This is a genomic window from Xanthomonas sp. WHRI 1810A (assembly GCF_040202885.1).
Taxonomy (GTDB): domain Bacteria; phylum Pseudomonadota; class Gammaproteobacteria; order Pseudomonadales; family Pseudomonadaceae; genus Aquipseudomonas.
In genome coordinates this window covers 91961-111448 of the sequence record NZ_JBEGED010000002.1, presented here as the reverse complement: position 1 = coordinate 111448, position 19488 = coordinate 91961, and the positions used below count along the sequence as shown (strand labels likewise).

20 protein-coding genes are annotated in these 19488 nt (G+C 64.6%); 8 read left to right on the top strand and 12 right to left on the bottom strand.

The genetic code is table 11. The features are described 5' to 3' along the window. Position 1 precedes the first annotated feature (1 nt). The 5 genes from imuA to ABQX22_RS03755 form a co-directional block, all read right to left on the bottom strand. Entirely contained in the window at positions 2-619 is a 618-nt protein-coding gene (gene imuA, locus ABQX22_RS03775; protein WP_349797523.1) for a translesion DNA synthesis-associated protein ImuA, read from the bottom strand. After that, positions 619-1227, bottom strand: a complete 609-nt coding sequence (lexA, locus tag ABQX22_RS03770; RefSeq protein ID WP_349796629.1) for a transcriptional repressor LexA — start codon at positions 1225-1227, stop codon at positions 619-621. Before lexA ends, imuA begins: the two co-directional genes overlap by 1 nt. 159 nt (positions 1228-1386) lie before the next feature. Beyond that, on the bottom strand, positions 1387-1932 hold the full coding sequence (locus ABQX22_RS03765) for a methylated-DNA--[protein]-cysteine S-methyltransferase (RefSeq protein ID WP_349796627.1): 546 nt from the start codon (positions 1930-1932) through the stop codon (positions 1387-1389). Positions 1933-1987: 55 nt separating this feature from the next. Next, entirely contained in the window at positions 1988-2668 is a 681-nt protein-coding gene (locus ABQX22_RS03760) for a hypothetical protein (protein ID WP_349796625.1), read from the bottom strand. A gap of 239 nt (positions 2669-2907) precedes the next feature. Further along, the gene (locus ABQX22_RS03755; protein WP_349796623.1) at positions 2908-4026 is read right to left on the bottom strand and encodes an MFS transporter; all 1119 of its coding nucleotides are present in this window, start codon (positions 4024-4026) and stop codon (positions 2908-2910) included. Positions 4027-4329: 303 nt separating this feature from the next. On the opposite strand from ABQX22_RS03755, the gene ABQX22_RS03750 reads away from it, so the two are divergent. The 8 genes from ABQX22_RS03750 to ABQX22_RS03715 all read left to right on the top strand — a co-directional run bounded on the left by ABQX22_RS03750 (position 4330) and on the right by ABQX22_RS03715 (position 12679). Next, entirely contained in the window at positions 4330-5331 is a 1002-nt protein-coding gene (locus ABQX22_RS03750) for an aliphatic sulfonate ABC transporter substrate-binding protein (RefSeq protein ID WP_349796621.1), read from the top strand. Beyond that, on the top strand, positions 5328-6161 hold the full coding sequence (locus ABQX22_RS03745; protein WP_349796619.1) for an ABC transporter permease: 834 nt from the start codon (positions 5328-5330) through the stop codon (positions 6159-6161). Before ABQX22_RS03750 ends, ABQX22_RS03745 begins: the two co-directional genes overlap by 4 nt. A gap of 232 nt (positions 6162-6393) precedes the next feature. Continuing rightward, positions 6394-7416 carry a LacI family DNA-binding transcriptional regulator gene (locus ABQX22_RS03740; protein WP_349796617.1) on the top strand — a complete coding sequence of 341 codons (1023 nt, stop codon included), beginning with the start codon at positions 6394-6396 and terminating at the stop codon, positions 7414-7416. 65 nt (positions 7417-7481) lie between these two features. Beyond that, positions 7482-8279 carry a sugar phosphate isomerase/epimerase family protein gene (locus tag ABQX22_RS03735; protein ID WP_349796615.1) on the top strand — a complete coding sequence of 266 codons (798 nt, stop codon included), beginning with the start codon at positions 7482-7484 and terminating at the stop codon, positions 8277-8279. Beyond that, a complete protein-coding gene (locus tag ABQX22_RS03730; protein WP_349796613.1) occupies positions 8272-9237 on the top strand; it encodes a sugar kinase in 966 nt (321 codons plus the stop codon). The genes ABQX22_RS03735 and ABQX22_RS03730 overlap by 8 nt, the downstream gene beginning before the upstream one ends. Positions 9238-9306: 69 nt before the next feature. Next, a complete protein-coding gene (locus ABQX22_RS03725; protein ID WP_349796611.1) occupies positions 9307-10614 on the top strand; it encodes an MFS transporter in 1308 nt (435 codons plus the stop codon). 22 nt (positions 10615-10636) lie between these two features. Further along, positions 10637-11620, top strand: a complete 984-nt coding sequence (locus ABQX22_RS03720; protein WP_349796609.1) for a 2-hydroxyacid dehydrogenase — start codon at positions 10637-10639, stop codon at positions 11618-11620. 108 nt (positions 11621-11728) lie between these two features. Then, positions 11729-12679, top strand: coding sequence for a VTT domain-containing protein (locus ABQX22_RS03715; RefSeq protein ID WP_349796607.1), 951 nt, complete (start codon positions 11729-11731; stop codon positions 12677-12679). Here the strand turns inward: ABQX22_RS03715 and ABQX22_RS03710 are convergent. The 7 genes from ABQX22_RS03710 to ABQX22_RS03680 all read right to left on the bottom strand — a co-directional run bounded on the left by ABQX22_RS03710 (position 12661) and on the right by ABQX22_RS03680 (position 19482). Then, positions 12661-13653 (bottom strand): XdhC family protein, encoded by a 993-nt coding sequence (locus ABQX22_RS03710; protein ID WP_349796605.1) that lies wholly within the window; start codon positions 13651-13653, stop codon positions 12661-12663. The two genes, ABQX22_RS03715 and ABQX22_RS03710, sit on opposite strands and share 19 nt — an antisense overlap. Positions 13654-14295: 642 nt before the next feature. Continuing rightward, the gene (locus ABQX22_RS03705; protein WP_349796603.1) at positions 14296-14649 is read right to left on the bottom strand and encodes a RidA family protein; all 354 of its coding nucleotides are present in this window, start codon (positions 14647-14649) and stop codon (positions 14296-14298) included. A gap of 9 nt (positions 14650-14658) precedes the next feature. Further along, positions 14659-15840: an NAD(P)/FAD-dependent oxidoreductase gene (locus ABQX22_RS03700; protein ID WP_349796601.1), complete on the bottom strand. Its 1182-nt coding sequence runs from the start codon at positions 15838-15840 to the stop codon at positions 14659-14661. Continuing rightward, positions 15833-17209: an NAD(P)/FAD-dependent oxidoreductase gene (locus tag ABQX22_RS03695; RefSeq protein ID WP_349796599.1), complete on the bottom strand. Its 1377-nt coding sequence runs from the start codon at positions 17207-17209 to the stop codon at positions 15833-15835. Before ABQX22_RS03695 ends, ABQX22_RS03700 begins: the two co-directional genes overlap by 8 nt. Further along, entirely contained in the window at positions 17206-17559 is a 354-nt protein-coding gene (locus ABQX22_RS03690) for a (2Fe-2S)-binding protein (protein WP_349796597.1), read from the bottom strand. Before ABQX22_RS03690 ends, ABQX22_RS03695 begins: the two co-directional genes overlap by 4 nt. Continuing rightward, a complete protein-coding gene (locus tag ABQX22_RS03685; protein WP_349796595.1) occupies positions 17549-18688 on the bottom strand; it encodes an NAD(P)/FAD-dependent oxidoreductase in 1140 nt (379 codons plus the stop codon). Before ABQX22_RS03685 ends, ABQX22_RS03690 begins: the two co-directional genes overlap by 11 nt. Next, a complete protein-coding gene (locus tag ABQX22_RS03680) occupies positions 18685-19482 on the bottom strand; it encodes an ABC transporter permease (RefSeq protein ID WP_349796593.1) in 798 nt (265 codons plus the stop codon). The genes ABQX22_RS03685 and ABQX22_RS03680 overlap by 4 nt, the downstream gene beginning before the upstream one ends. Between the last annotated feature and the right edge of the window lie 6 nt (positions 19483-19488).

The window sequence follows — 19488 nt, the reverse complement described above, 5'->3', positions numbered from 1 at the left end:
CTCAAGCGTCAGTCACGAAGGGAATGGGAGTCGCCGGCACCAGACCGCCCCGGCATTTGAGCACCCGCAGTTGCGTCGGGCGCACGTCGATGGCCAGGCGCAACGCCGCAGGCGACGGGTTGGCAGCGGCCTGTTGCGGACGGCAGGCGAAGGCCAGGGTCTCTCCGGTTTCGGCCGCCACTTGCAGCCGGCGCAGGGCCCGGTCATCGACCTTTTTCGGCCAGCACAGCACCGCCCCGCAACTGCCGGAGCGCAGGCATTGCTCCACCGCCCACAAGGCATCGCGCTCGTTGGCGTCGATCACCGCCAGTTGCTGCAGATCAATCCCTGCCGCCTGCCAGGCCTGCGGGTACGGCACGTACGGCGGGGCCACCAGCACGATGCGTTCGCCGCTGTCCGCCAGCCGCGCCAGGGTCGGCCACAGCAGGCGCAACTCGCCACTGCCATCGGCCGGGATCAGGATTTCGCTCAGCGCCGACGGCGGCCAGCCTCCCATGGGCAACGCGGCATCGAGCAACGCATGCCCGGTGGGTTGCGCAGCGACTGGTTGGGCCGCAGGACGGCCTTTCCAGATGCGGCGCTCGTCCAGCAGCGCCTCGAGGCTGACCACTGCGCCCATCATTCGCGTCGCACCAGGCCACAGAACACGCCTTCGATGGCGAAGTCCTGATCGGGATGAACGATGATCGGCTGGTACGCAGGGTTGCGTGGCAGCAGCTGGATTTGGTGCTCACCTTTGTGCAGGCGCTTGATCGTCACTTCGCCATCCAGACGCGCCACGACAATCTGCCCATCGTGGGCCTCGACGCTTTGCTGCACCCCCACCAGATCGCCGTCGAGGATGCCGTCTTCGATCATCGAGTCACCCTTGACCCGCAGCAGGTAATCGGGAATGCGAGAAAAGGTGCTCCGGTCCAGCAGCAAAGTGGCGTGGGTGTCGATGTCCGGCCCGATGGGCAAGCCCGCCGCCACCCGACCGAGCACCGGCAGTTCCAGCAATTCAGATCGAGGGCCGCTGTCCACCAGCCGGATGCCCCGCGCCTGATTGGGGGTGACTTCGATCAGACCGGCCTCGGTCAGGGCCACGATGTGCTTTCGCGCCACACTGCGGGACGCAAAGCTGAAGGCTTCGGAAATTTCGGCCAGGCTCGGCGGCTGCCCGTGCTGCGCGATGCGGTCACGGATAAAGGCGAGGATCTGGGTGCGGCGGGGAGATAAGGTCGTCATGGAGTACATTTGTACTCCAACGGGGATTTTCTGGCTAGAACCTCTGGTCAGGAGAAAAAAATGTGGGAGGGAGCTTGCTCGCGATCAAGGTTGATCGGACGACACAGGCGTCACTGACACACCGATATCGCGAGCAAGCTCCCTCCCACCTGACTGACGTCAGTCTTGAAACAACACACCCTGCTTCGATTTCTGGCCCTGGACCTTCTCCTTCACCCGACTGCGATCCCAGCCTTCGAGCCGCAACAGCAACTCTTTGGCCGCCAACCCACCCGCAAACCCGGTGAGTTCGCCGGACATGCCGATCACCCGATGACAGGGCGCAATGATGGAAATCGGATTCTTGCCGTTGGCCGCCCCCACCGCCCTGACCGCCGCCGGGCTGCCGACCTGAAGGGCAATCTGGCTGTAGGTGCGGGTTTCGCCGAAGGGAATGGTCAACAGCGCTTGCCAGACTTTCTTCTGAAAGTCGGTGCCGGAAAAATCAAGATCGAGCTCGAACCGCGTCCGGGTACCGGCGAAGTACTCGTTCAACTGCTGTTCGGTGCGCTGGAGGATGTCACTGGCCGGGGCTTCGGTCGCAAGCCCGAGGCGAACGCGACCAGGACGGTCGTTTTCCCAGAGGATGCCCACCAGGCGATTCCCCCGGGCCAGCAGTTTCAGCTGGCCCACCGGGGAATCCATGAAGCGACAGATGAGGGTCATGAGGGGTCCTGCCGTGCTCGCCATTGAGAACAGCGAGTCTACACCGCACCCACCCTCACGTCGGACACCCCACCGCCCCACCATTCAAATCCTGCTTGTAGTTCTCGTACTCCAGCGACGCCTTGCCATTGACCCATTTCAGCGTCAGGACCAGCACCGAGTCGAAGTCGTCGCCGACCCAGTCGTCCAGCAGTTTGAGTTTCTGGCCGGACGCTTCTTCGGCGACTTTGTTGATCAGTTCCGGCAGGTAGCCGTGGGACCAGGCGGTGTAGATGGTGGCGTCGTGGTATTTGTCGAGCATCAGCTCGTCGGCCAGGTCGCTGGTGTCGTTGGCGGAGAAGTCGATGTTGATCGGCAGGCCGAGCTTGATGGCGCTGGGGCTGATGGTCATGAGCGGGCGCAGGTAGCTGTAGGACAGGTCGCCCTCGCCTTCTTCCACGTGCCGGCTGGGGTTGGCGGCGAAGATGAAGTTGGCGTCGCCGAACTTTGCCGGCAGTACCGTCGACAGGTCGATGGCGCGGTTCAGGCCCTGACAGTTCAGCTGGCCCAGGCCCATGGCGGGTTTTTCGGCGTGGCGCAAGAAGACCAGGGTCTGCGTACCGTTCTTGGTCTCTGCGTGAACGCCTCGGCCGATGGAGAAGAACAACACGGCGGCGCAAGCAACCAACGTTGGCAGCAGGAAGTACGCACAACGCCGCATCGGTCGTGATAACGAAGAGAGTTTGAAGAAGGTCATGTTGGCCTGTTTTTATCGTACGTGGTGGCAGTACTGCCTGGCTCACTACGTCCTTGTAGGCTGACTCGTTGACACGCTGCACAGCTTGGCAGCGATTTATTGCTAAATGAAGAATCCGGAATAAGAGGCTAAAACGCCTCAAAGGTTGCACGTAAGTGCCTGATTGAGCGAATTATTCGCCCAGCGGTCGTGCGCGCAACCCCGGCCTGGCGCCGCACTATACGCTGATCCAGGGTCGCTCACCTGCGCAGGCTGCACACCACGGCACTGATGACCACGGCCAGGCCTGCCAGGGAATACACCCACGAGGCCGAGGCAACCGGCAACAACACCCCGGCCAGCAAGGGCCCGACGCCAGCGCCGACGTCGCGCCAGACCGCATTGGCCGCCAGCGCCTGGACGCGTCCCGCGCCCGGATTGCGTTGTGCAACCAGGGTGGTAACCAGCGGCAACTGCAGCGCGCGCAGGATCAGCACGCCGCCGGCGCCGATGATCAGCCAGTGAAAGCCGAACGCGGTCAGGGCCACGGCGGTCAGCGCGGAAAACACCACCAGCATCTGCACCGCGCCGAAGGTGTCGGCGGCCCGTCCGCCCAGGGGGGCGAGCAGCATTTCCGAGGCGTAACGCAGGGCCAGCAGCACCCCGGCGATGAACACCGCATTGCCGCCCAGCACCGCCTGGGCCTGCAACGACAACCCGAAGATGAACAGCCCGTCCAGCGCGACGCCTTCGACGAATGACCACACCGCCACGCTGTCCGGCATCTTGAAACGCCGGGCACTGGCCGGCGGCATTGCATGGGCGTTTTCCGGCAAGCCTCTGGCCACCCACAGCGCGGCCAGCGAGGCGAAGGCCAGGATCAGGAAGATCAGCCGTGGTCCGAAATGCAGGCTGATCAAGGCGCCGACCGGCAAGGCAAACATGGGACCGATGGCGATGATCGCCCGCGAGCGACCGGAGCGCCGGGCCGCGCCGCCGGGCTCGGACGTCGCCAGCACTTGTGTGGAAAGGTTGAGCGCCGCGTAGGCCAAACCCCAGCCCAGGCGCAGGATCAGCAACCACCAGAAGCCGGAAATGAACGAGTTACCCACCGCGCATATCGCCGAGACCCCGGCGGCCATCATCACTGTGGGGCGATCACCCCGGCGGGCGAAATAGCGCACGACGTAGCTGTAGCCAAAAATCCGCACCAGCCGATTGGCCGCCAGCAGGACACCGGCCTGGGCCAGGGTGATGCCAAACGCCGCGGCGTTCATGGGCAGCAGCAGGTACAACAGAACATCACTGGGCAGGCACAGGCTGAGGACAATCGCGGAGCGGCGGGAAGCGAGGTCGGCGTCTCGGGCAGCGGCAGGCATGCGCAGAAAGATCCTGTAACGATTGGACTCCCAGCATGCTTCGCTACCGGTCATCTGACAACCGCCCATGACAAATTTGTTGCACGGCGTGCGCCACTGTTTGTCGAGCAACAGCGGATCAACACAACTGTTGCCTACGCCACTCTTCCGGGATGAAAACCCGCCTGGATACCCGACCCCCGCGGTGTGCGAGCACATGGCACAGAGCCTGCAATATTCCATTCAGACAGCCTCACCGCACGCGAACCGCTTTTTTTGAAATAAGCGAACCCGCTCTTCTTTCGCCACTGAATGGACGCTTCAATGACCCACCTCCTCCGTTTCAACGCGCTGCGCCTTCCTTTCATGTCGCTGGCGGCCACGGTCGCGCTGACGCTGGGCTTGCAGTCCTACGTGCAGGCCGCCGAAACGCCGCCCGCCGAGGTGCATCTGGACTACGCCTATTACTCGCCGGTGAGCCTGGTGCTCAGGCATTTCGGCTGGCTGGAAAAAGCCCTGCCCCAGTCGAAAGTCACCTGGGTCTTCAGTCAGGGCAGCAACCGCTCGCTGGAATACCTGAACAGCGGCGGTGTGGACTTTGCCTCGTCAGCCAGTCTTTCGGCGGTACTGGCCCGGGCCAATGGCAGCCCGATCAAGTCGGTGTACGTCTACAGCCGCGCCGAGTGGACCGCGCTGGTGGTGCGCAAGGACTCAAACCTGCAAAGCGTGGCCGACCTGAAAGGCAAGAAAATCGCCGCCACCAAAGGCACCGACCCGTACCTGTTCACCTTGCGCGCCCTGCAGCAGGCGCACTTGACCAAGGACGACGTCGAACTGCTGCACCTGCAACACCCCGACGGGCGCATTGCCCTGGAGAAAGGCGACGTCGACGCCTGGGCCGGGCTCGATCCGCACATGGCCGCCAGCGAACTCCAGGCGGGCTCGCGGCTGCTGTACCGCAACAAGGACTTCAACAGCTTCGGCGTGGTCAGCGTCACTGAGACCTACGCCAAGGAGCACCCGGAAGCCATCAAAACGGTGTTGAGCGCGTACGAAAAGGCCCGTGAGTGGTCGCTGAAAAATCCTGAAGAGCTGGCGAAATTGCTCGCCACCGAGTCGGGCCTGCCGCTGGACGTAGCCAAGCTGCAACTGACCCGCACCGACATCAGCAGCCCGCAACTGACGGACAAGGACATCACCGCGTCCAAGGCCGCCGCGCCGATCCTGGCCTCCGAGGAACTGGTGCGCAAAGGCGTGAACGTTGATCAGGTGATTGACCAGTTGATCGACCCAAGCGTCTCGAAAACGGTGATCGGCCAGCCATGAACGCCCTGAAAGGCCAGTGGCGCAACCGCCTCAAGGGGCTGGCGGTGCCGGTGGCGATCATTGTCCTGCTGGAGATTGTCGTACGCATCGGCTGGGTGCCGTCCTACCAGATGCCGGCACCCAGCGAGATTGCGGCGACACTGACTGACCTGGCCAATGGCGCGCTGTGGAAACACATCGGCGCCAGCCTGACCCGGGTGTTGAGCGGTTTTGCCATCGGCGCCAGCCTGGCGCTGGTGTTCGCCGCTTGGGTCGGGTTGAGCCGTCAGGCCGAGGCGTACCTTGAGCCGACCTTCGCCGGGTTGCGTTCGATTCCGAGCCTGGCCTGGGTGCCGCTGTTGCTGCTGTGGCTGGGCATCGGCGAGACCTCCAAAGTGGTGCTGATCGCCATCGGCGCGTTCTTTCCGATGTACCTCAACGGCGTCGCGGCGATTCGCGGCATCGACCGCAAGCTGGTGGAAGTCGGCCAAGTGTTCGGTTTCAGCCAGCGGCAAATGGTCCTGCACGTATTCCTGCCCGCCGCAATGCCGGGGCTGTTCACCGGACTGCGCAGCGGCCTGAGCCTGTCGTGGATGTTTCTGGTGGCCGCCGAGCTGATTGCCGCCACCAAAGGCCTGGGCTATTTGCTCAGTGACGGTCGGGAAACGTCACGTCCGGACATCGTACTGGCTGCGATCATCGTCCTCGCGGTGCTGGGCAAACTGAGCGATGGGGTACTGGCGGCACTGGAAAAACGCTTCCTGGCCTGGCGCGATTCCTACAACGGCAACAGCAAAAGCCCATCTCGCCTGACGCCCGATCCCGCCAAACTCAAGCCCGCCCGGGAATAACCTTTCATCTGAAGCCGAGTTGACGAACCGCCCGCGATGGTGTTTCCTGAAACCGGTTTCAGAGCGTGACAATTCGTCGCACCTTCTCATTACAGAAGCGTGCTCTGTTCGCCCGGAGACGACGTGATCACCGGCTATGGCGCCTGATGATTTGCCTTCGCGGGCAAGCCTCGCTCCCACAGTTCCGGTGACGGTTTAAAAGCCTGCTGATAAATCCAATAAGGATCAGGCCATGAACGCTATTCCCACCACAACCCGTGCCCGGGTCACCATGAATGACGTGGCGACACTGGCGGGCGTGTCCAAAGCCAGCGTCTCGCGGTTCATCGGCGAAGACCGGCAATTGCTCTCGGCCGCCATCGCCCGGCGCATCGAAGACGCCATCCAGACCTTGGGTTATCGCCCCAATCAAATGGCTCGCGGCCTCAAGCGCGGCCGTACCCGCCTGATCGGCATGCTGGTGGCCGACATCCGCAACCCCTATTCGGTGGCCGTGATGCACGGCGTCGAAACCGCCTGCCGCCGTCACGGCTACAGCCTGGTGGTGTGCAACACCGACCGCGATGACGAGCAGGAACGCGTGCACCTGGCGGCGTTGCGCTCGTACAACATCGAAGGCCTGATCGTGAACACCCTCGGCCATCATCTGGATGAACTGCGCGAACTGCACGCCGAACTGCCCATTGTGCTGGTGGATCGCAAGGTCGATGCGCTGCACAGCGACCTGGTGGGTCTGGACAACCTGGCCACCGTGCGCCAGGCGCTGGACCACCTCCAGGATTGCGGCTTTCGCGACATCCTGATGGTCACCGAACCCCAGGACGGCACCAGTTCCCGTACCGAGCGCGTCAAAGCGTTTAACGCCCTCACCCTTCAACGTCCCGAGCTGCGCGGCCAGGTGCTGGAAACCCATGACGCGTTCGGCGACCGGTTGAACGCCTTTCTTGCCGCCGAAGGCCCTGGCCCCAAGGCGCTGTTCACCGCCAACGGCGTGGCCACACTGACCTGCACCCGGCAGCTGCATGAGCTGGGTTGCCACCTGTTCGACGACATCGGCCTGATCGCCCTCGACGAACTGGAGTGGTACCCCTTGGTGGGCAGCGGCATTACGTCGCTGGCCCAGCCGACCCACGACATCGGCGTTACCGCGTTCGAATGCCTGCTGGGCCGGCTGCGTGGCGATCGGGCACCGGTGCGTGCCTACGACTTCCCGGCGCAACTGATCGTGCGCGGCTCCACCCGACGACGACCCTGACGCGCGCTTGATCCACCCCACTTTCTGTTTGCTTAAAATGAAACCGGTTTCAGAGGACAACAATAATGAATCGATACCCCGTCTCCATCAGCCTGTCCAGCTTCGGCGCCGACCGGGTGCGTGCCCAGGGCCAGGCCAGCTTTATCCCGTTGCTGGTGGACGCTGGCGTGACGCGCATCGAACTGCGTGAAGAACTGTTCACCACCGAAGACTTCCCCGCCCTGGCCGGGGCGATCAAATCCCAAGGCCTGGAGTGCCTGTATTCCGCGCCGCTGGAGCTGTGGCTTGAAGATCAGTCGCAACCCAACCCTGCGCTGGAGCCGACATTGCAGCGCGCGGTTCAGTGTGGCGCGGCGTGGCTGAAAGTGTCCCTGGGACACTTCTCGGAGAACAGCGAAGTGGCGGCACTGGCCGAGCGCCTGGCGCGCTACAACGTGCACCTGCTGGTGGAAAACGACCAGACCGTGCAAGGCGGACGTCTTGCGCCCTTCGCGGCGTTCTTCGCCCGGGTCGAGGCCCTGCAGATGCCCATCGGCATGACCTTCGACATCGGCAACTGGCAGTGGCAAGGGGAATCGGCCAGCGACGCGGCGCAGACGCTGGGCCGCTACGTGGAGTACCTGCACTGCAAGGCGATCACCCGCAATGCCAGCGACAAGCTGATCGCGATCCCGCCGTCGCCGGCGGACGTACGGCAGTGGAATCAACTGATGACCCACATGCCCCTCGGCCTGCCCCGCGCGGTGGAATACCCGCTGCAGGGCGAAGATTTGGTGCAGGTCACCCGGGAGCAAGTGGACATTCTCGCCACCCTCGGCCAGCCTCACACCACCCCGGCTGCGGAGGTGCTGAGCCATGTCTGATCTCGATATCCTCTCGTTCGGCGAAACCATGACCATGCTGGTGGCCGAGCAGCCCGGCGATCTGGCCGGGGTCACCCATTTTGAGAAACGCATCGCCGGCGCCGACAGCAACGTCGCCATTGGCCTGTCGCGGCTGGGCTTCAACGTGGCCTGGCTGAGCCGGGTGGGCCAGGATTCCATGGGGCGTTTTGTGGTCGACAGCCTGGAAGCCGAAGGCGTGGATTGCCGTCACGTCAGCGTCGATGCCGCGCACCCCACCGGCTTTCAGTTCAAGTCGCTGGAACTGGAAGGCGCCGACCCCACCGTGGAATATTTCCGTCGCGGCTCAGCAGCCAGCCACTTGTCCCTGGCGGACCTGAAGCCGGCGCTGCTCAAGGCCCGGCACCTGCATGCCACCGGCATTCCTGCCGCGCTGTCCGACAGCTGCCGGGAGTTGTCCCGGGCGCTGATGACGCAAATGCGCGACGCCGGTCGCAGCGTGTCGTTCGACCCCAACCTGCGGCCGTCGCTGTGGTCGAGCCAGGCCACCATGATCCGCGAGATCAACCACCTCGCCAGCCTTGCCCATTGGGTCATGCCGGGGCTGGCCGAAGGTGAACTGCTCACCGGGCACGACACCCCCGCCGACATCGCGGCGTTCTATCTGGATCAGGGCGCGGAAGCGGTGGTGATCAAACTGGGCGCCAAGGGCGCGTATTACCGCACCCAACTCAATCAGGCGTTTGTGCCCGGCGTGGTGGTGCCCGAGGTGATCGACACGGTGGGCGCCGGTGACGGGTTTGCCGTGGGGGTGATCAGCGCGCTGCTGGAAAACCTCGGCTTCCACCAGGCCACCGCGCGCGGTAACTGGATCGGCAGCCTGGCGGTGCAGAGCCGGGGCGACATGGAAGGCCTGCCAACCCGGGCGCAACTGCAAGCCGCACCGAGCACACCCGAACCGCACACACAAAACGCCTGATGGCTTCACCCCGCACACGACATCCCAACCACCTGATGCAAAAACAACAACAAGCTCCGGGAGACCGAAATGGAAAACGTCCTTAACACCCTGAAAACCGGGGGCCTGAAACGCCGCTGGCTGCTGATCATGCCCATCGTGTTCATCACCTACAGCCTGGCGTACCTGGACCGGGCCAACTACGGCTTCGCCGCCGCCTCCGGCATGGCCGAAGACCTGAACATCACCCCGAGCATGTCGTCGCTGCTGGGGGCGCTGTTCTTTCTCGGCTATTTCTTCTTCCAGGTGCCCGGCGCGATCTACGCGCAGAAGAAAAGCGTCAAGAAGCTGATCTTCGTCAGCCTGATCCTCTGGGGCGGCCTGGCGACCCTGACCGGGATCGTCTCCAACGCGTACATGCTGATCGGCATCCGCTTCATGCTCGGCGTGGTCGAAGCCGCGGTGATGCCGGCGATGCTGGTGTACCTCTGCTACTGGTTCACCAAGGCTGAACGCTCACGCGCCAACACCGTGCTGATCCTCGGCAACCCGGTGACCATGCTCTGGATGTCGGTGGTGTCGGGCTACCTGGTGGCGCATTTCAGCTGGCGCTGGATGTTCATCGTCGAAGGCTTGCCGGCGGTGATCTGGGCCTTTATCTGGTGGCGCCTGGTGGACGAACGTCCGGCACAGGCCAAGTGGCTGAGTGACGCGGAAAAGACCGAACTGCAACGCCGTCTCGACGCCGAACAAGTGGGGATCAAGCCGGTGAAAAACTACGCCGAAGCCTTCCGTTCGCCCAAGGTGCTGTTGCTGGCGGCGCAGTACTTCTGCTGGAGCATCGGTGTCTACGGCTTCGTCCTGTGGCTGCCGACGATCCTGAAAAAAGGCATGCAGATGAACATGGTCGAAGCCGGCTGGCTGTCGGCGCTGCCGTACCTGGCGGCGGTGATCGGCATGGTCGCGGTGTCCTGGGCTTCGGACAAACTGCAGAAGCGCAAGCTGTTCGTCTGGCCGCCGCTGTTGCTCGCGGCCGTGGCCTTTTACGGCTCGTACGCGCTGGGTACCGAGCACTTCTGGTGGTCGTACTCGCTGCTGGTGATCGCCGGCGCCTGCATGTACGCACCCTATGGGCCGTTCTTCGCCATCGTCCCGGAAATCCTGCCGTCCAACGTGGCTGGCGGCGCCATGGCGCTGATCAACAGCCTCGGCGCGCTGGGTTCGTTTGCCGGCTCGTACCTAGTGGGTTACCTCAACGGCATCACCGGCACCTTGAGCGCGTCGTACCTGTTCATGAGTGGGGCATTGCTGGTTTCGGTGCTGCTGACGCTGATGCTCAAGCCCGACGCCAAAACCACGCCCGTGCAAAACGCGCCGGCCGCGCCCGCCCATTCCTGACCTTAGACGTGGAACCGAATTGATGAAAAAGCAGGTCGTTCTGTACAAAACCCTGTCCGCGCCGTTGATGGCGCGGTTGCAGGCATACGCCGACGTCACGCTGATCGAAGACGTCAAAGGCGCGGGCCTGGCGCAGCTGAAAGCCGCCCTGCCTCGGGCTCACGGTCTGCTGGGGGCCAGCCTCAAGCTGGACGCCACCTTGCTGGACCTGGCGCCGAACCTGGAAGCGGTGGCCAGCGTGTCGGTGGGTGTCGACAACTACGACATCGACTACCTGGACCGGCGCGGCATCCTGTTGAGCAACACCCCGGACGTGCTGACCGAAACCACCGCCGACACCGGCTTTGCCCTGATCATGGCCAGCGCCCGGCGCGTGGTGGAACTGGCCAATCTGGTGCGCAACGGCCAGTGGACGCAAAACCTCGGCCCTGCGCATTTCGGCACCGACGTGCACGGCAAGACCCTGGGTATCGTCGGCATGGGGCGCATCGGTGAAGCGGTGGCGCAACGGGGTCACTTCGGCTTCGGCATGCCGATCCTCTACCACAGCCATTCGCCCAAACCTGCGGTGGAAGCGCGATTCAATGCCGGCTATCGCAGCCTGGAAGCGTTGTTGCAGGAAGCGGATTTCGTCTGCCTGACCGTGCCGCTGACCGCCGAAACCGAAGGCCTGATGGGCGCCGAGCAGTTCGCGCTGATGCGACCGGAGAGCATTTTCATCAACATCGCGCGGGGCAAGGTGGTGGACGAACAGGCGCTGATTGCCGCGCTGCACAAGGGGCAGATCCGCGCCGCCGGGCTGGACGTGTTCGAGGGCGAGCCGATTGCGCCGGATTCGCCGCTGCTGAAGATGGACAACGTGGTGGCCACGCCGCACATGGGCTCGGCCACTCACGAAACCCGGGAGGCCATGGCCCGTTGCGCGGTGGACAACCTGATCAGCGCGCTGGCCGGGGAAAAGCCAGCGAACCTGGTCAACCCAAACGCCTGGGGCGCTCACCACTGACCTGCGCTCGGGGCGCCGCTTCAGCGCCCCAGTGACACAGCGGCATTGACACATCCGGGCGTTCAGGCGAGGTTACGGGCACCCCGCTATTTTCCCGAGCCGCGCCCGATGAATGAACTCCAGCAACTGAACGAAACCCATGGGCTGCTGCTGGTGTTCGTCAACGTCCTGCTGGAGCAATTGGGCCTGCCGGTGCCGGCGTATCCGACGCTGATCGTCACCGGCGCCCTGGCGATGCAAAGCAAGCCGCTGCTGGGCGCGGGGGTGGTGTTCGCGATCATTGCCTGCCTGATCGCCGATTCGGTGTGGTACTGGGCCGGCAAGCGCTTTGGCGGCACGCTGCTCAAATCCATCTGCAAGATTTCCCTGTCCCAGGACACCTGCGTGCGCCAGGGCCTCACCGTGTATGAACGGGTCGGGCCGCGGGCGCTGCTGCTGTCCAAATTTCTGCCCGGTGCCGGTGCACTGGTAACCACGGTGGCGGGCATGAGCGGCACGCCGTTCCCCACCTTTCTGCGCTATTCGGTGGCGGGCTCATTCATCTGGGCGGGTTCGGCGATGCTGCTGGGCATGCTGTTCAGCGATGCGATCATGCCGATCCTCGCCTGGCTGACCGGCTATGTGCCGCTCGCGCTGGCGGTGGTGGTCGGCGCGCTGGCGGCGTTCATCGCCTGGAAATACTGGAAGCGTCGGGGTTTGCTGCGGCGTACCGCCCAGGTGCCGCGCATTACCGTGCCCGAGCTGCTGGCCCTGCGCGACACCGACGATGCACCGGTCGTCATCGATGTGCGTCCGTCGTTTCATGTGGCCGGTGAGCCCGGCATCCCCGGCGCGCTGACCATCAGTCTCGAAGAACCGCTGGCCCCGTGGTTGAGCCAGCTGGGCGATGTGGACATGGTGATCTACTGCGCCTGCCCCAACGAATTGTCCGCCGCGCTGCTGGCCGAGAAACTGCGCGCCCACGGCCTGACCAAAGGCAAGGCACTGATCGGCGGGCTGGTCGCCTGGCAACTGGCGCACCCCGCACCCACCGTTACGCCTCAGACCACCATGGTCTGAGGGAAGGGTTTTTTCTGCACGGCCGTGACGCCGTTCTTGATCGAGACGATCTCGGCCATCAGTGACAGCGCGATCTCGGGCGGTGTGTGGCTGCCGATGTGCAGACCGATGGGGCCGTGCAGCCGGGCGATTTCTTCGTCGGCCAGGCCCAGCAACGCCAGGTTTTCACGACGCTTGAGGGTATTGACCCGCGAACCCAGCGCGCCGATGTAGAACGCATCGGACTTGAGGGCGGTGAGCAGCGCCATGTCGTCCAGCCGTGGGTCATGGGTCAGCGCAACGATGGCGGTGCGCGCGTCCGGCACGATGGACTCCACCGCGTCGTCCGGCATCCCCGGCACGAACCGCGCGCCCTCTTCTTCCCAGCCAAAGGCGAATTCTTCCCGGGGGTCGCAGATCAGCACTTCAAAATCCAGCATCCGCGCGATGGAGGCCACGTAGCGGGACAGCTGGCCGGCACCGATGATGAACAGGCGCCAGCGCGGGCCGTAGATCGCGCGCAGGGTCTGGCCATCGAAACTCAAGGCGTCATCGCGGGTGGCGGTGCCGAGGGTGACGGCACCGCTGGCCAGGGACAGCTCGCGGGAAACGATTTCGTGGTTTTCACAACGCACCAGCAAGTCATCGACCCAGGCGTTGTCCACCACCTGCTCTTCGGCCAGGCGCAAGGTGCCGCCGCAGGGCAGACCGAAGCGCGCGGCTTCTTCCTTGGTCACACCGTAGGTCACCAGTTGTACCTGCCCGGACGGCGCCTGTCCGGCGGACTGGGCTTGCATCCGGCTGATCAGGTCATCCTCGATGCAGCCACCGGACACCGAGCCAATCACCACACCATCGTCCCGCAGCGCCAGCATCGCGCCGGGCGGACGCGGCGCACTGCCCCAGGTCTGAATCACGGTGTACAGCCACACGCGATGGCCCTCGAGACGCCATTGACGAACGCTTTTCAGCACGTTCAGATCGACACTGTCCACGGGAATCTCCAGTGCAAAATAAGGATGCGCGAGCGCGTACGTAAAAAAAGAAGGGTCACCCAAGCAGTCTAGGAGCGCCGGCAGCCGCGATAAGTTCGGTCGGCCCGATGGCAATGAGTGAGCCGCGCCATGATGAGCGTTCCCGCCCGCCAAGGGAATGCGTCCAGAACCCGCACCCTGCGATGACTGGATGATCGTGACGACGCGGAGCGTCAAGGGCGGCGTCACCACGCGGAGCGTGGGGACGATCATCCTACGGGAGGCCACTGATTACCCGTTGGAGCGAGGCTTGCCCGCGAAGAGGCCCGCACGGGCAATGCATCTCCAGCGCCTGAATACCCTTCGCGGGCAAGCCTCGCTCCAACAGGGTTCATCATCAATTCTGATCGTGCCCACGCTCCGCGTGGGCATGCATACAAAGACGCTCCGCGTCAGAGCGAAGACGCGGAGCGTCGACGGCGGCGTCACCACGCGGAGCGTGGGGACGATCATCCGGGGGAGTTGCGGCTCGACGCTCTGATCGTGCCCACGCTCCGCGTGGGCATGCATACGAAGACGCTCCGCGTCAGAGCGAAGACGCGGAGCGTCGAAGGCGGCGTCACCACGCGGAGCGTGGGGACGATCAATCACTGAACAGGGCAATCACCCCGCCGCAATCACGGTGATTTCCACCAGCAGGTCGGGCGCTGCCAGTTTCGACTCGACGGTGGCGCGGGCCGGGGCGTGGCCTTCGGGGGCCCAGGCGTCCCAGATTTCGTTCATGCCGGCAAAATTGGCGTTGATGTCCGACAGCCACACCTGGGCGCTGAGGATGCGGGTCTTGTCCAGGCCGGCCTTGGCCAGGAAGTTGTCGATCTTCTCCAGCACCTGCGCGGTCTGGCCTTTGATGTCCAGCGTACGGTCGGTCGCGGTCTGGCCGCCGAGGAAGGTGAAGCCGTTGCATTGCACGACGCGGCTCATGCGTTGGTTGGTTTCGATACGGGTGATGTCCAGCATGGGAACTCCTTAATGATGCGGAAGGGTTACAGCGGGTTTAAGAACAGAAAGCGACGCCAGCACGGCGGCGTTCTCAAAACGGTCGGCGGCGAACGGCGCCAGGGAAATGTCCGAATGCTCGCCGAGTATCTCTTGCGCCAGGCGTTTGCCGGTGCCCGGCCCCATCTGGAAGCCGCTGCCGCAGAAGCCAAATGAATAACTCAGCTTGCTGGCCTTGCGACTGGCGCCAATCACCGGCAAATCATCGGCGGTAAAGGCTTCGACGCCGGCCCAGACGCGGTTGACGCCCAGGTGTTTCAAATGCGGGAACAAGTCGGTGACGGTGCGCGCGCTGGTGCCCAGGCGGGTCATGTCCACTTCACCGTGACGCGCCGGAAAGTCCAGCGAGCCCATCAGCTTGCCGCCGATCACCACGGTGCCGTTGGCGAATTGCTTGAACGACAGCGAACGCCCGGTGGCCCCCAGCACCGGCGCGCAGAACGGCGCGACACGGTGAGTCACCATCAGCATCAGCCCTTCAGGGTGCACCGGCACTGGCTCGCCGACCTGCGCCGCCAACTCCCCGGCCCAGGCCCCGGCGGTCACCACCAGATGCTCGGCTGAAAACACGCCCTGTGGCGTAGTCACTCGCCACTGGCTGCCGGTCTGCTCGATGCGTTGCGCCGGGGTGCTTTCATGCACCTGCACCCCGAGCTTCTGCGCCGCCAGGCGAAACGCGGTGACCACTTTGTACGGCACAGCGTAGCCATCGTCCTTGACCCAGACCCCACCGACTACATGCCGGGCCACGGTGGGAATGATCTCGAACACCTGCCGTTGATCCACCAGCACCTCATGGCTGAACCCCAGCGCCTGAAGCTGTGCCACCCGCTGCCGGCACTCCTCCAGCTCCGCCGGGTTCTCCGCCAGCTTCAGCTGACCGCTGGGGACAAAACCGCCGTCGTCGCCGAGGGTATTTTTCATTTCATGCCACAACGCGCGGGACGACAGCGCCAACGGAATCTCCGGTGTGTGCCGACCCAACGTGCGGACGCCGCCGGCATTCACCCCGGACGCATGCCGCCCGCAGTAATCGGCCTCCAGCACCGTCACCCTGACCCCGCGCTGGGCCAGGTGAAACGCCGTGCTCAGGCCATGAATGCCGCCGCCGATGACCAGCACGTCGCCCTGACGTCGGCTGGCCTCACTCACCGGCCAGTTCTCCCAGGGTGATGGGCTTGATCGGCGGACGAATCCGGTAGTACCCCACTTCAGAGGCCGACACGCCGCGGGCCTTGGCGATGACTTCGGTCACGGTCAGCCCGCACAGCCGCCCCTGGCACGGCCCCATGCCGCAACGCCCGAAGGACTTGGCCTGATTCGGCCCGGCGCAGCCCAGCGCGACGAAGCCGCGCAGATCCCCCGCCGTCACCTCTTCGCAGCGGCAGACCATGACGTCGTCGGCCGGGATGCGGTTTTCCTCTTTCGGCTGGTACAGCGCGTCGAGAAACGGCCGGATGCGCAGGTTACTGTCCAGTGCCGTGCGCAGCGATTCGGCCTGTTGATCGCGCAGGGCCGAGTTAATGACTTTCAACTGATGGGCGATGCCCAGCGCAGTCAATTGCCCCTGCACCGCCGCCGCCTGGGCGCCACCAATCCCGGCGCCGTCGCCTGCAACATAAACCCCCGGCACGTCCAGCTCGCCCCAGGGATCGACCACCGGACTGAAGCACAGTTGATCCACGTCCCACTCATGCCGGGCGCGCAATGACTGGCTGAACTGAATATTCGGCACCACGCCCTGATGCAGCAGCACGCAGCGGGTGGCGATGCGATGGGATGTGCCGCCGGCGTTGAAGGTCAGCGCGGTAGCGGCTTCATCGCCCTCCACCGCCAGGTGCTCGGCGCCGGTGTGGTGCGCGATGCGGGCGCTGCGCAGACTGCGCATCAGCTCCAGCCCCTTGCGCAGGTACGGCCAGGCGCGTAACGCGGCGAACAGATGACGCCGGGCGCGCCAGTAATCCTCGGGTTTGGTGGTATCGACCAGCGCCTTGATCGGCACCCCGGCACGCAGGTATTGCCAGCCGAGCAGGTACAGCAGCGGCCCGCAGCCGGCCAGCACCACCGGTTCGTTGGGCGCCAGACCTGCGCTTTTCAGCAGAATCTGCGCGGCGCCAGCGCTCATCACCCCGGGCAAGGTCCAGCCGCTGATGGGAAACGGTCGCTCCATGGCCCCGGTCGCCAGCACCACGGCCTTGGCCTGCAAGGTGTGCAGGCGACCGTCGCGCAGATAACTGACTTGATGATCACGCGTCACCTGCCACACCGCAGCGCCTTTTTCATAGCGCACGGTGGAAGACGCCAGCGCCTGGGCCAGCACGTTGCCGTGGGCGTAATCGGGACCGAGCAGGTCCCGGCGTGACAACGGCGCCAGGGTGATGCCGCGATAAATCTGGCCACCGGGGCTGCCCTGCTCGTCCAGCAGCACCACGTTCAGCGCCCGGGCAGACAACGCCACCGCCGCGCTCATCCCCGCCGCGCCGGCACCGATCACTACCACGTCAACGGTCTCAAGGTTCATGACTGCACCTCCACGGCCAGGACGTCCATCGGTTCGAAGACCAGATCCCGCGCCCCTTCCTGGGTGTGGATGCGCATGCCGTCGGCGACGTCGATCAGGCAGCTCTGGCGATTGGGCACGCCGTCGATCTGCACCAGGCACTCGAAGCACACGCCCATCATGCAATACGGCGCCCGGGGCGATTCGCTCACCGGCGTGGTCCGAAAACGGTTGATCCCGGACTGCAGCAACGCGGCGGCCACGCTGATGCCAGCGGGCACGGTCAGGGGTTGGTCGTTGAAGATCAGGTTCACGGTCCGCGTCGATCGGACTTCGCTGGCGACCCGTTGAAACAGCGGATCAGTGCGCATGGGAAAACACCTTGTCAGTCAGGAAACGCTCGCCGGCAAACACCGCCAGCTCCTCGGGTTGCGCGCCGCCCATGACCCACGGCGCGATGCGCAGGGCGTGGGCCGCGGCCAGGGTCACGCCGCTGTGGCAGGTCACGACGAAGGCACCGGGGTGCGCCTCGGATTGCTGATAAATCGGAAAGCCGTCCGGGCTCATGACCCGCAGCGCGCCCCAGGCACGAATCAGGCGCACGTCCCGCAGCAACGGAAAGGTCGAAACCCCGCGTCTGGCGATGGCCGCCAGCACTTCGGTGGAGGTGCCGTCATCGAAGCCCACTTCCTCCATGGAATCCCCCAGCTGCACGGTGCCTTCGTCGGTCTGGCGCACGTTGATGGTGGGGTATTCGAGAAACGGCCGGACCCGCTCGCTGACCAGCACCTGCCCGCGATTGGGCGCCACCGGCGCGTGCAGGCCGACCTGCTTCGCCAACCCCGGATTGCCCAGCCCGGCGGCCAGCACAATGCGTGGCGCGATAAAGCGGCGATGGCCCGCGCTCACGCGAAACTCCCCCGGCGCGCAGTCGATGCGATCGACCTGCACCCCGCCAAACAGCCGCGCGCCTTTGGACTGGGCCGAGGTGTGCAGCGCCCGCAGCAGTTTCAGCGGATTGACGTGCCCGTCCTGGGGCGTGTAACTGGCGCCGACCACCGACGGCCCGATCAGCGGCAGCCGCGCCTTGACCTCGGCGGCGTCGAGCATCTGGAACGGGTAGTCGCCCAGCGCGTCCTGCAGGGTCTGCAAGCGCGATTGGCGCTCCAGGAGTTCTTCATCGCTGAAGCACATGTGGAAACCGCCCGGCTGCCTGAGCTGCACATCGACCCCGCTGTCTTCCATCAGCGCCTGGGCCAGCGCCGGCCAGCGCGTGGCGGATGAACGTGTCCAGCGCGAATAGTCCGGCAAATCGTGGCCCTTGCCCTGCACCCAGACCAGTCCGAAATTGCCCCGCGAGGCGCGAAACGCATCGTCGCCCTGGTCGAGCACCACGGTGTCCGCCCCCGTGCGCGCCAGCCCGTAGGCCACCGCGGTACCCACCAACCCGCCGCCAATGACGATGACGTCAGACTGGGTGACTTCTGATTCCTGGCTCATTTGCCCTCTCCGATCAGTACCTTGTCCAGGCCAACCATGCGGTCCAGCACCAGCATCAACAGCAGGGTGCCGACGATCAGCACCGTCGACACGGCGGTGATCAACGGGTCGATGGTCTGGGAAATCTGGTTGTACATCGCCACCGGCAAGGTGGTGGTGCCGGGCGTTGCGACGAACACGGTCATGGTCAGTTCATCGAAACTCTGGATGAACGCCAGCATCCAGCCGCCGATGACCCCGGTGCGAATGCGTGGCAGCACCACCCGGTAAAACGCGGTCCAGCGACTGGCGCCCAACGACAACGCCGCCTGCTCGATGTCGCGCTCAAGGCCGATGGTGGAGGCCAGCGTCAGGCGCAGCGCATAAGGCAGCACGACGATGACGTGGGTCAGGGTCAGCGCCCAGAACGATCCGCCGATCTGCGCCAGGGAAAAGAACCGTAGAAACGCGATCCCCAGCACCACCGAGGGAATCATCAGCGGCGACAGCAGAAAACCGGTCACGGCGCCGCGTCCAGGGAACTCATAGCGACTGATGGCCAGCGCCGCCGGGATCGCCAGTAACGCGGCGATGGTGGCCGAGGCCAGGCCCAGCTTGATGGACAGGGTGAACGCGTCGAGCATTTCCTGGTTGTCCAGCAACGCGCGAAACCAGCGCAGGGACAGGCCATCGGTGGGCAGCGACAGGTAACCCTTGTCGGTGAACGCCATGGCCATCACCACCAGCAACGGCGCGACGATGAACGCCACAAAACAGGTGTGGTACAGCTGCGAGAAAAATCCGTTCTTTTGCATGGCCGT

Excerpts from the sequence above, each read along its gene's own strand:
- imuA (WP_349797523.1), bottom strand. The coding sequence starts at position 619 with ATGGGCGCAGTGGTCAGCCTCGAGGCGCTGCTGGACGAGCGCCGCATC.
- lexA (WP_349796629.1), bottom strand. The coding sequence starts at position 1,227 with ATGACGACCTTATCTCCCCGCCGCACCCAGATCCTCGCCTTTATCCGT.
- ABQX22_RS03765 (WP_349796627.1), bottom strand. The coding sequence starts at position 1,932 with ATGACCCTCATCTGTCGCTTCATGGATTCCCCGGTGGGCCAGCTGAAA.
- ABQX22_RS03760 (WP_349796625.1), bottom strand. The coding sequence starts at position 2,668 with ATGACCTTCTTCAAACTCTCTTCGTTATCACGACCGATGCGGCGTTGT.
- ABQX22_RS03755 (WP_349796623.1), bottom strand. The coding sequence starts at position 4,026 with ATGCCTGCCGCTGCCCGAGACGCCGACCTCGCTTCCCGCCGCTCCGCG.
- ABQX22_RS03750 (WP_349796621.1), top strand. The coding sequence starts at position 4,330 with ATGACCCACCTCCTCCGTTTCAACGCGCTGCGCCTTCCTTTCATGTCG.
- ABQX22_RS03745 (WP_349796619.1), top strand. The coding sequence starts at position 5,328 with ATGAACGCCCTGAAAGGCCAGTGGCGCAACCGCCTCAAGGGGCTGGCG.
- ABQX22_RS03740 (WP_349796617.1), top strand. The coding sequence starts at position 6,394 with ATGAACGCTATTCCCACCACAACCCGTGCCCGGGTCACCATGAATGAC.
- ABQX22_RS03735 (WP_349796615.1), top strand. The coding sequence starts at position 7,482 with ATGAATCGATACCCCGTCTCCATCAGCCTGTCCAGCTTCGGCGCCGAC.
- ABQX22_RS03730 (WP_349796613.1), top strand. The coding sequence starts at position 8,272 with ATGTCTGATCTCGATATCCTCTCGTTCGGCGAAACCATGACCATGCTG.
- ABQX22_RS03725 (WP_349796611.1), top strand. The coding sequence starts at position 9,307 with ATGGAAAACGTCCTTAACACCCTGAAAACCGGGGGCCTGAAACGCCGC.
- ABQX22_RS03720 (WP_349796609.1), top strand. The coding sequence starts at position 10,637 with ATGAAAAAGCAGGTCGTTCTGTACAAAACCCTGTCCGCGCCGTTGATG.
- ABQX22_RS03715 (WP_349796607.1), top strand. The coding sequence starts at position 11,729 with ATGAATGAACTCCAGCAACTGAACGAAACCCATGGGCTGCTGCTGGTG.
- ABQX22_RS03705 (WP_349796603.1), bottom strand. The coding sequence starts at position 14,649 with ATGCTGGACATCACCCGTATCGAAACCAACCAACGCATGAGCCGCGTC.
- ABQX22_RS03695 (WP_349796599.1), bottom strand. The coding sequence starts at position 17,209 with ATGAACCTTGAGACCGTTGACGTGGTAGTGATCGGTGCCGGCGCGGCG.
- ABQX22_RS03690 (WP_349796597.1), bottom strand. The coding sequence starts at position 17,559 with ATGCGCACTGATCCGCTGTTTCAACGGGTCGCCAGCGAAGTCCGATCG.
- ABQX22_RS03685 (WP_349796595.1), bottom strand. The coding sequence starts at position 18,688 with ATGAGCCAGGAATCAGAAGTCACCCAGTCTGACGTCATCGTCATTGGC.
- ABQX22_RS03680 (WP_349796593.1), bottom strand. The coding sequence starts at position 19,482 with ATGCAAAAGAACGGATTTTTCTCGCAGCTGTACCACACCTGTTTTGTG.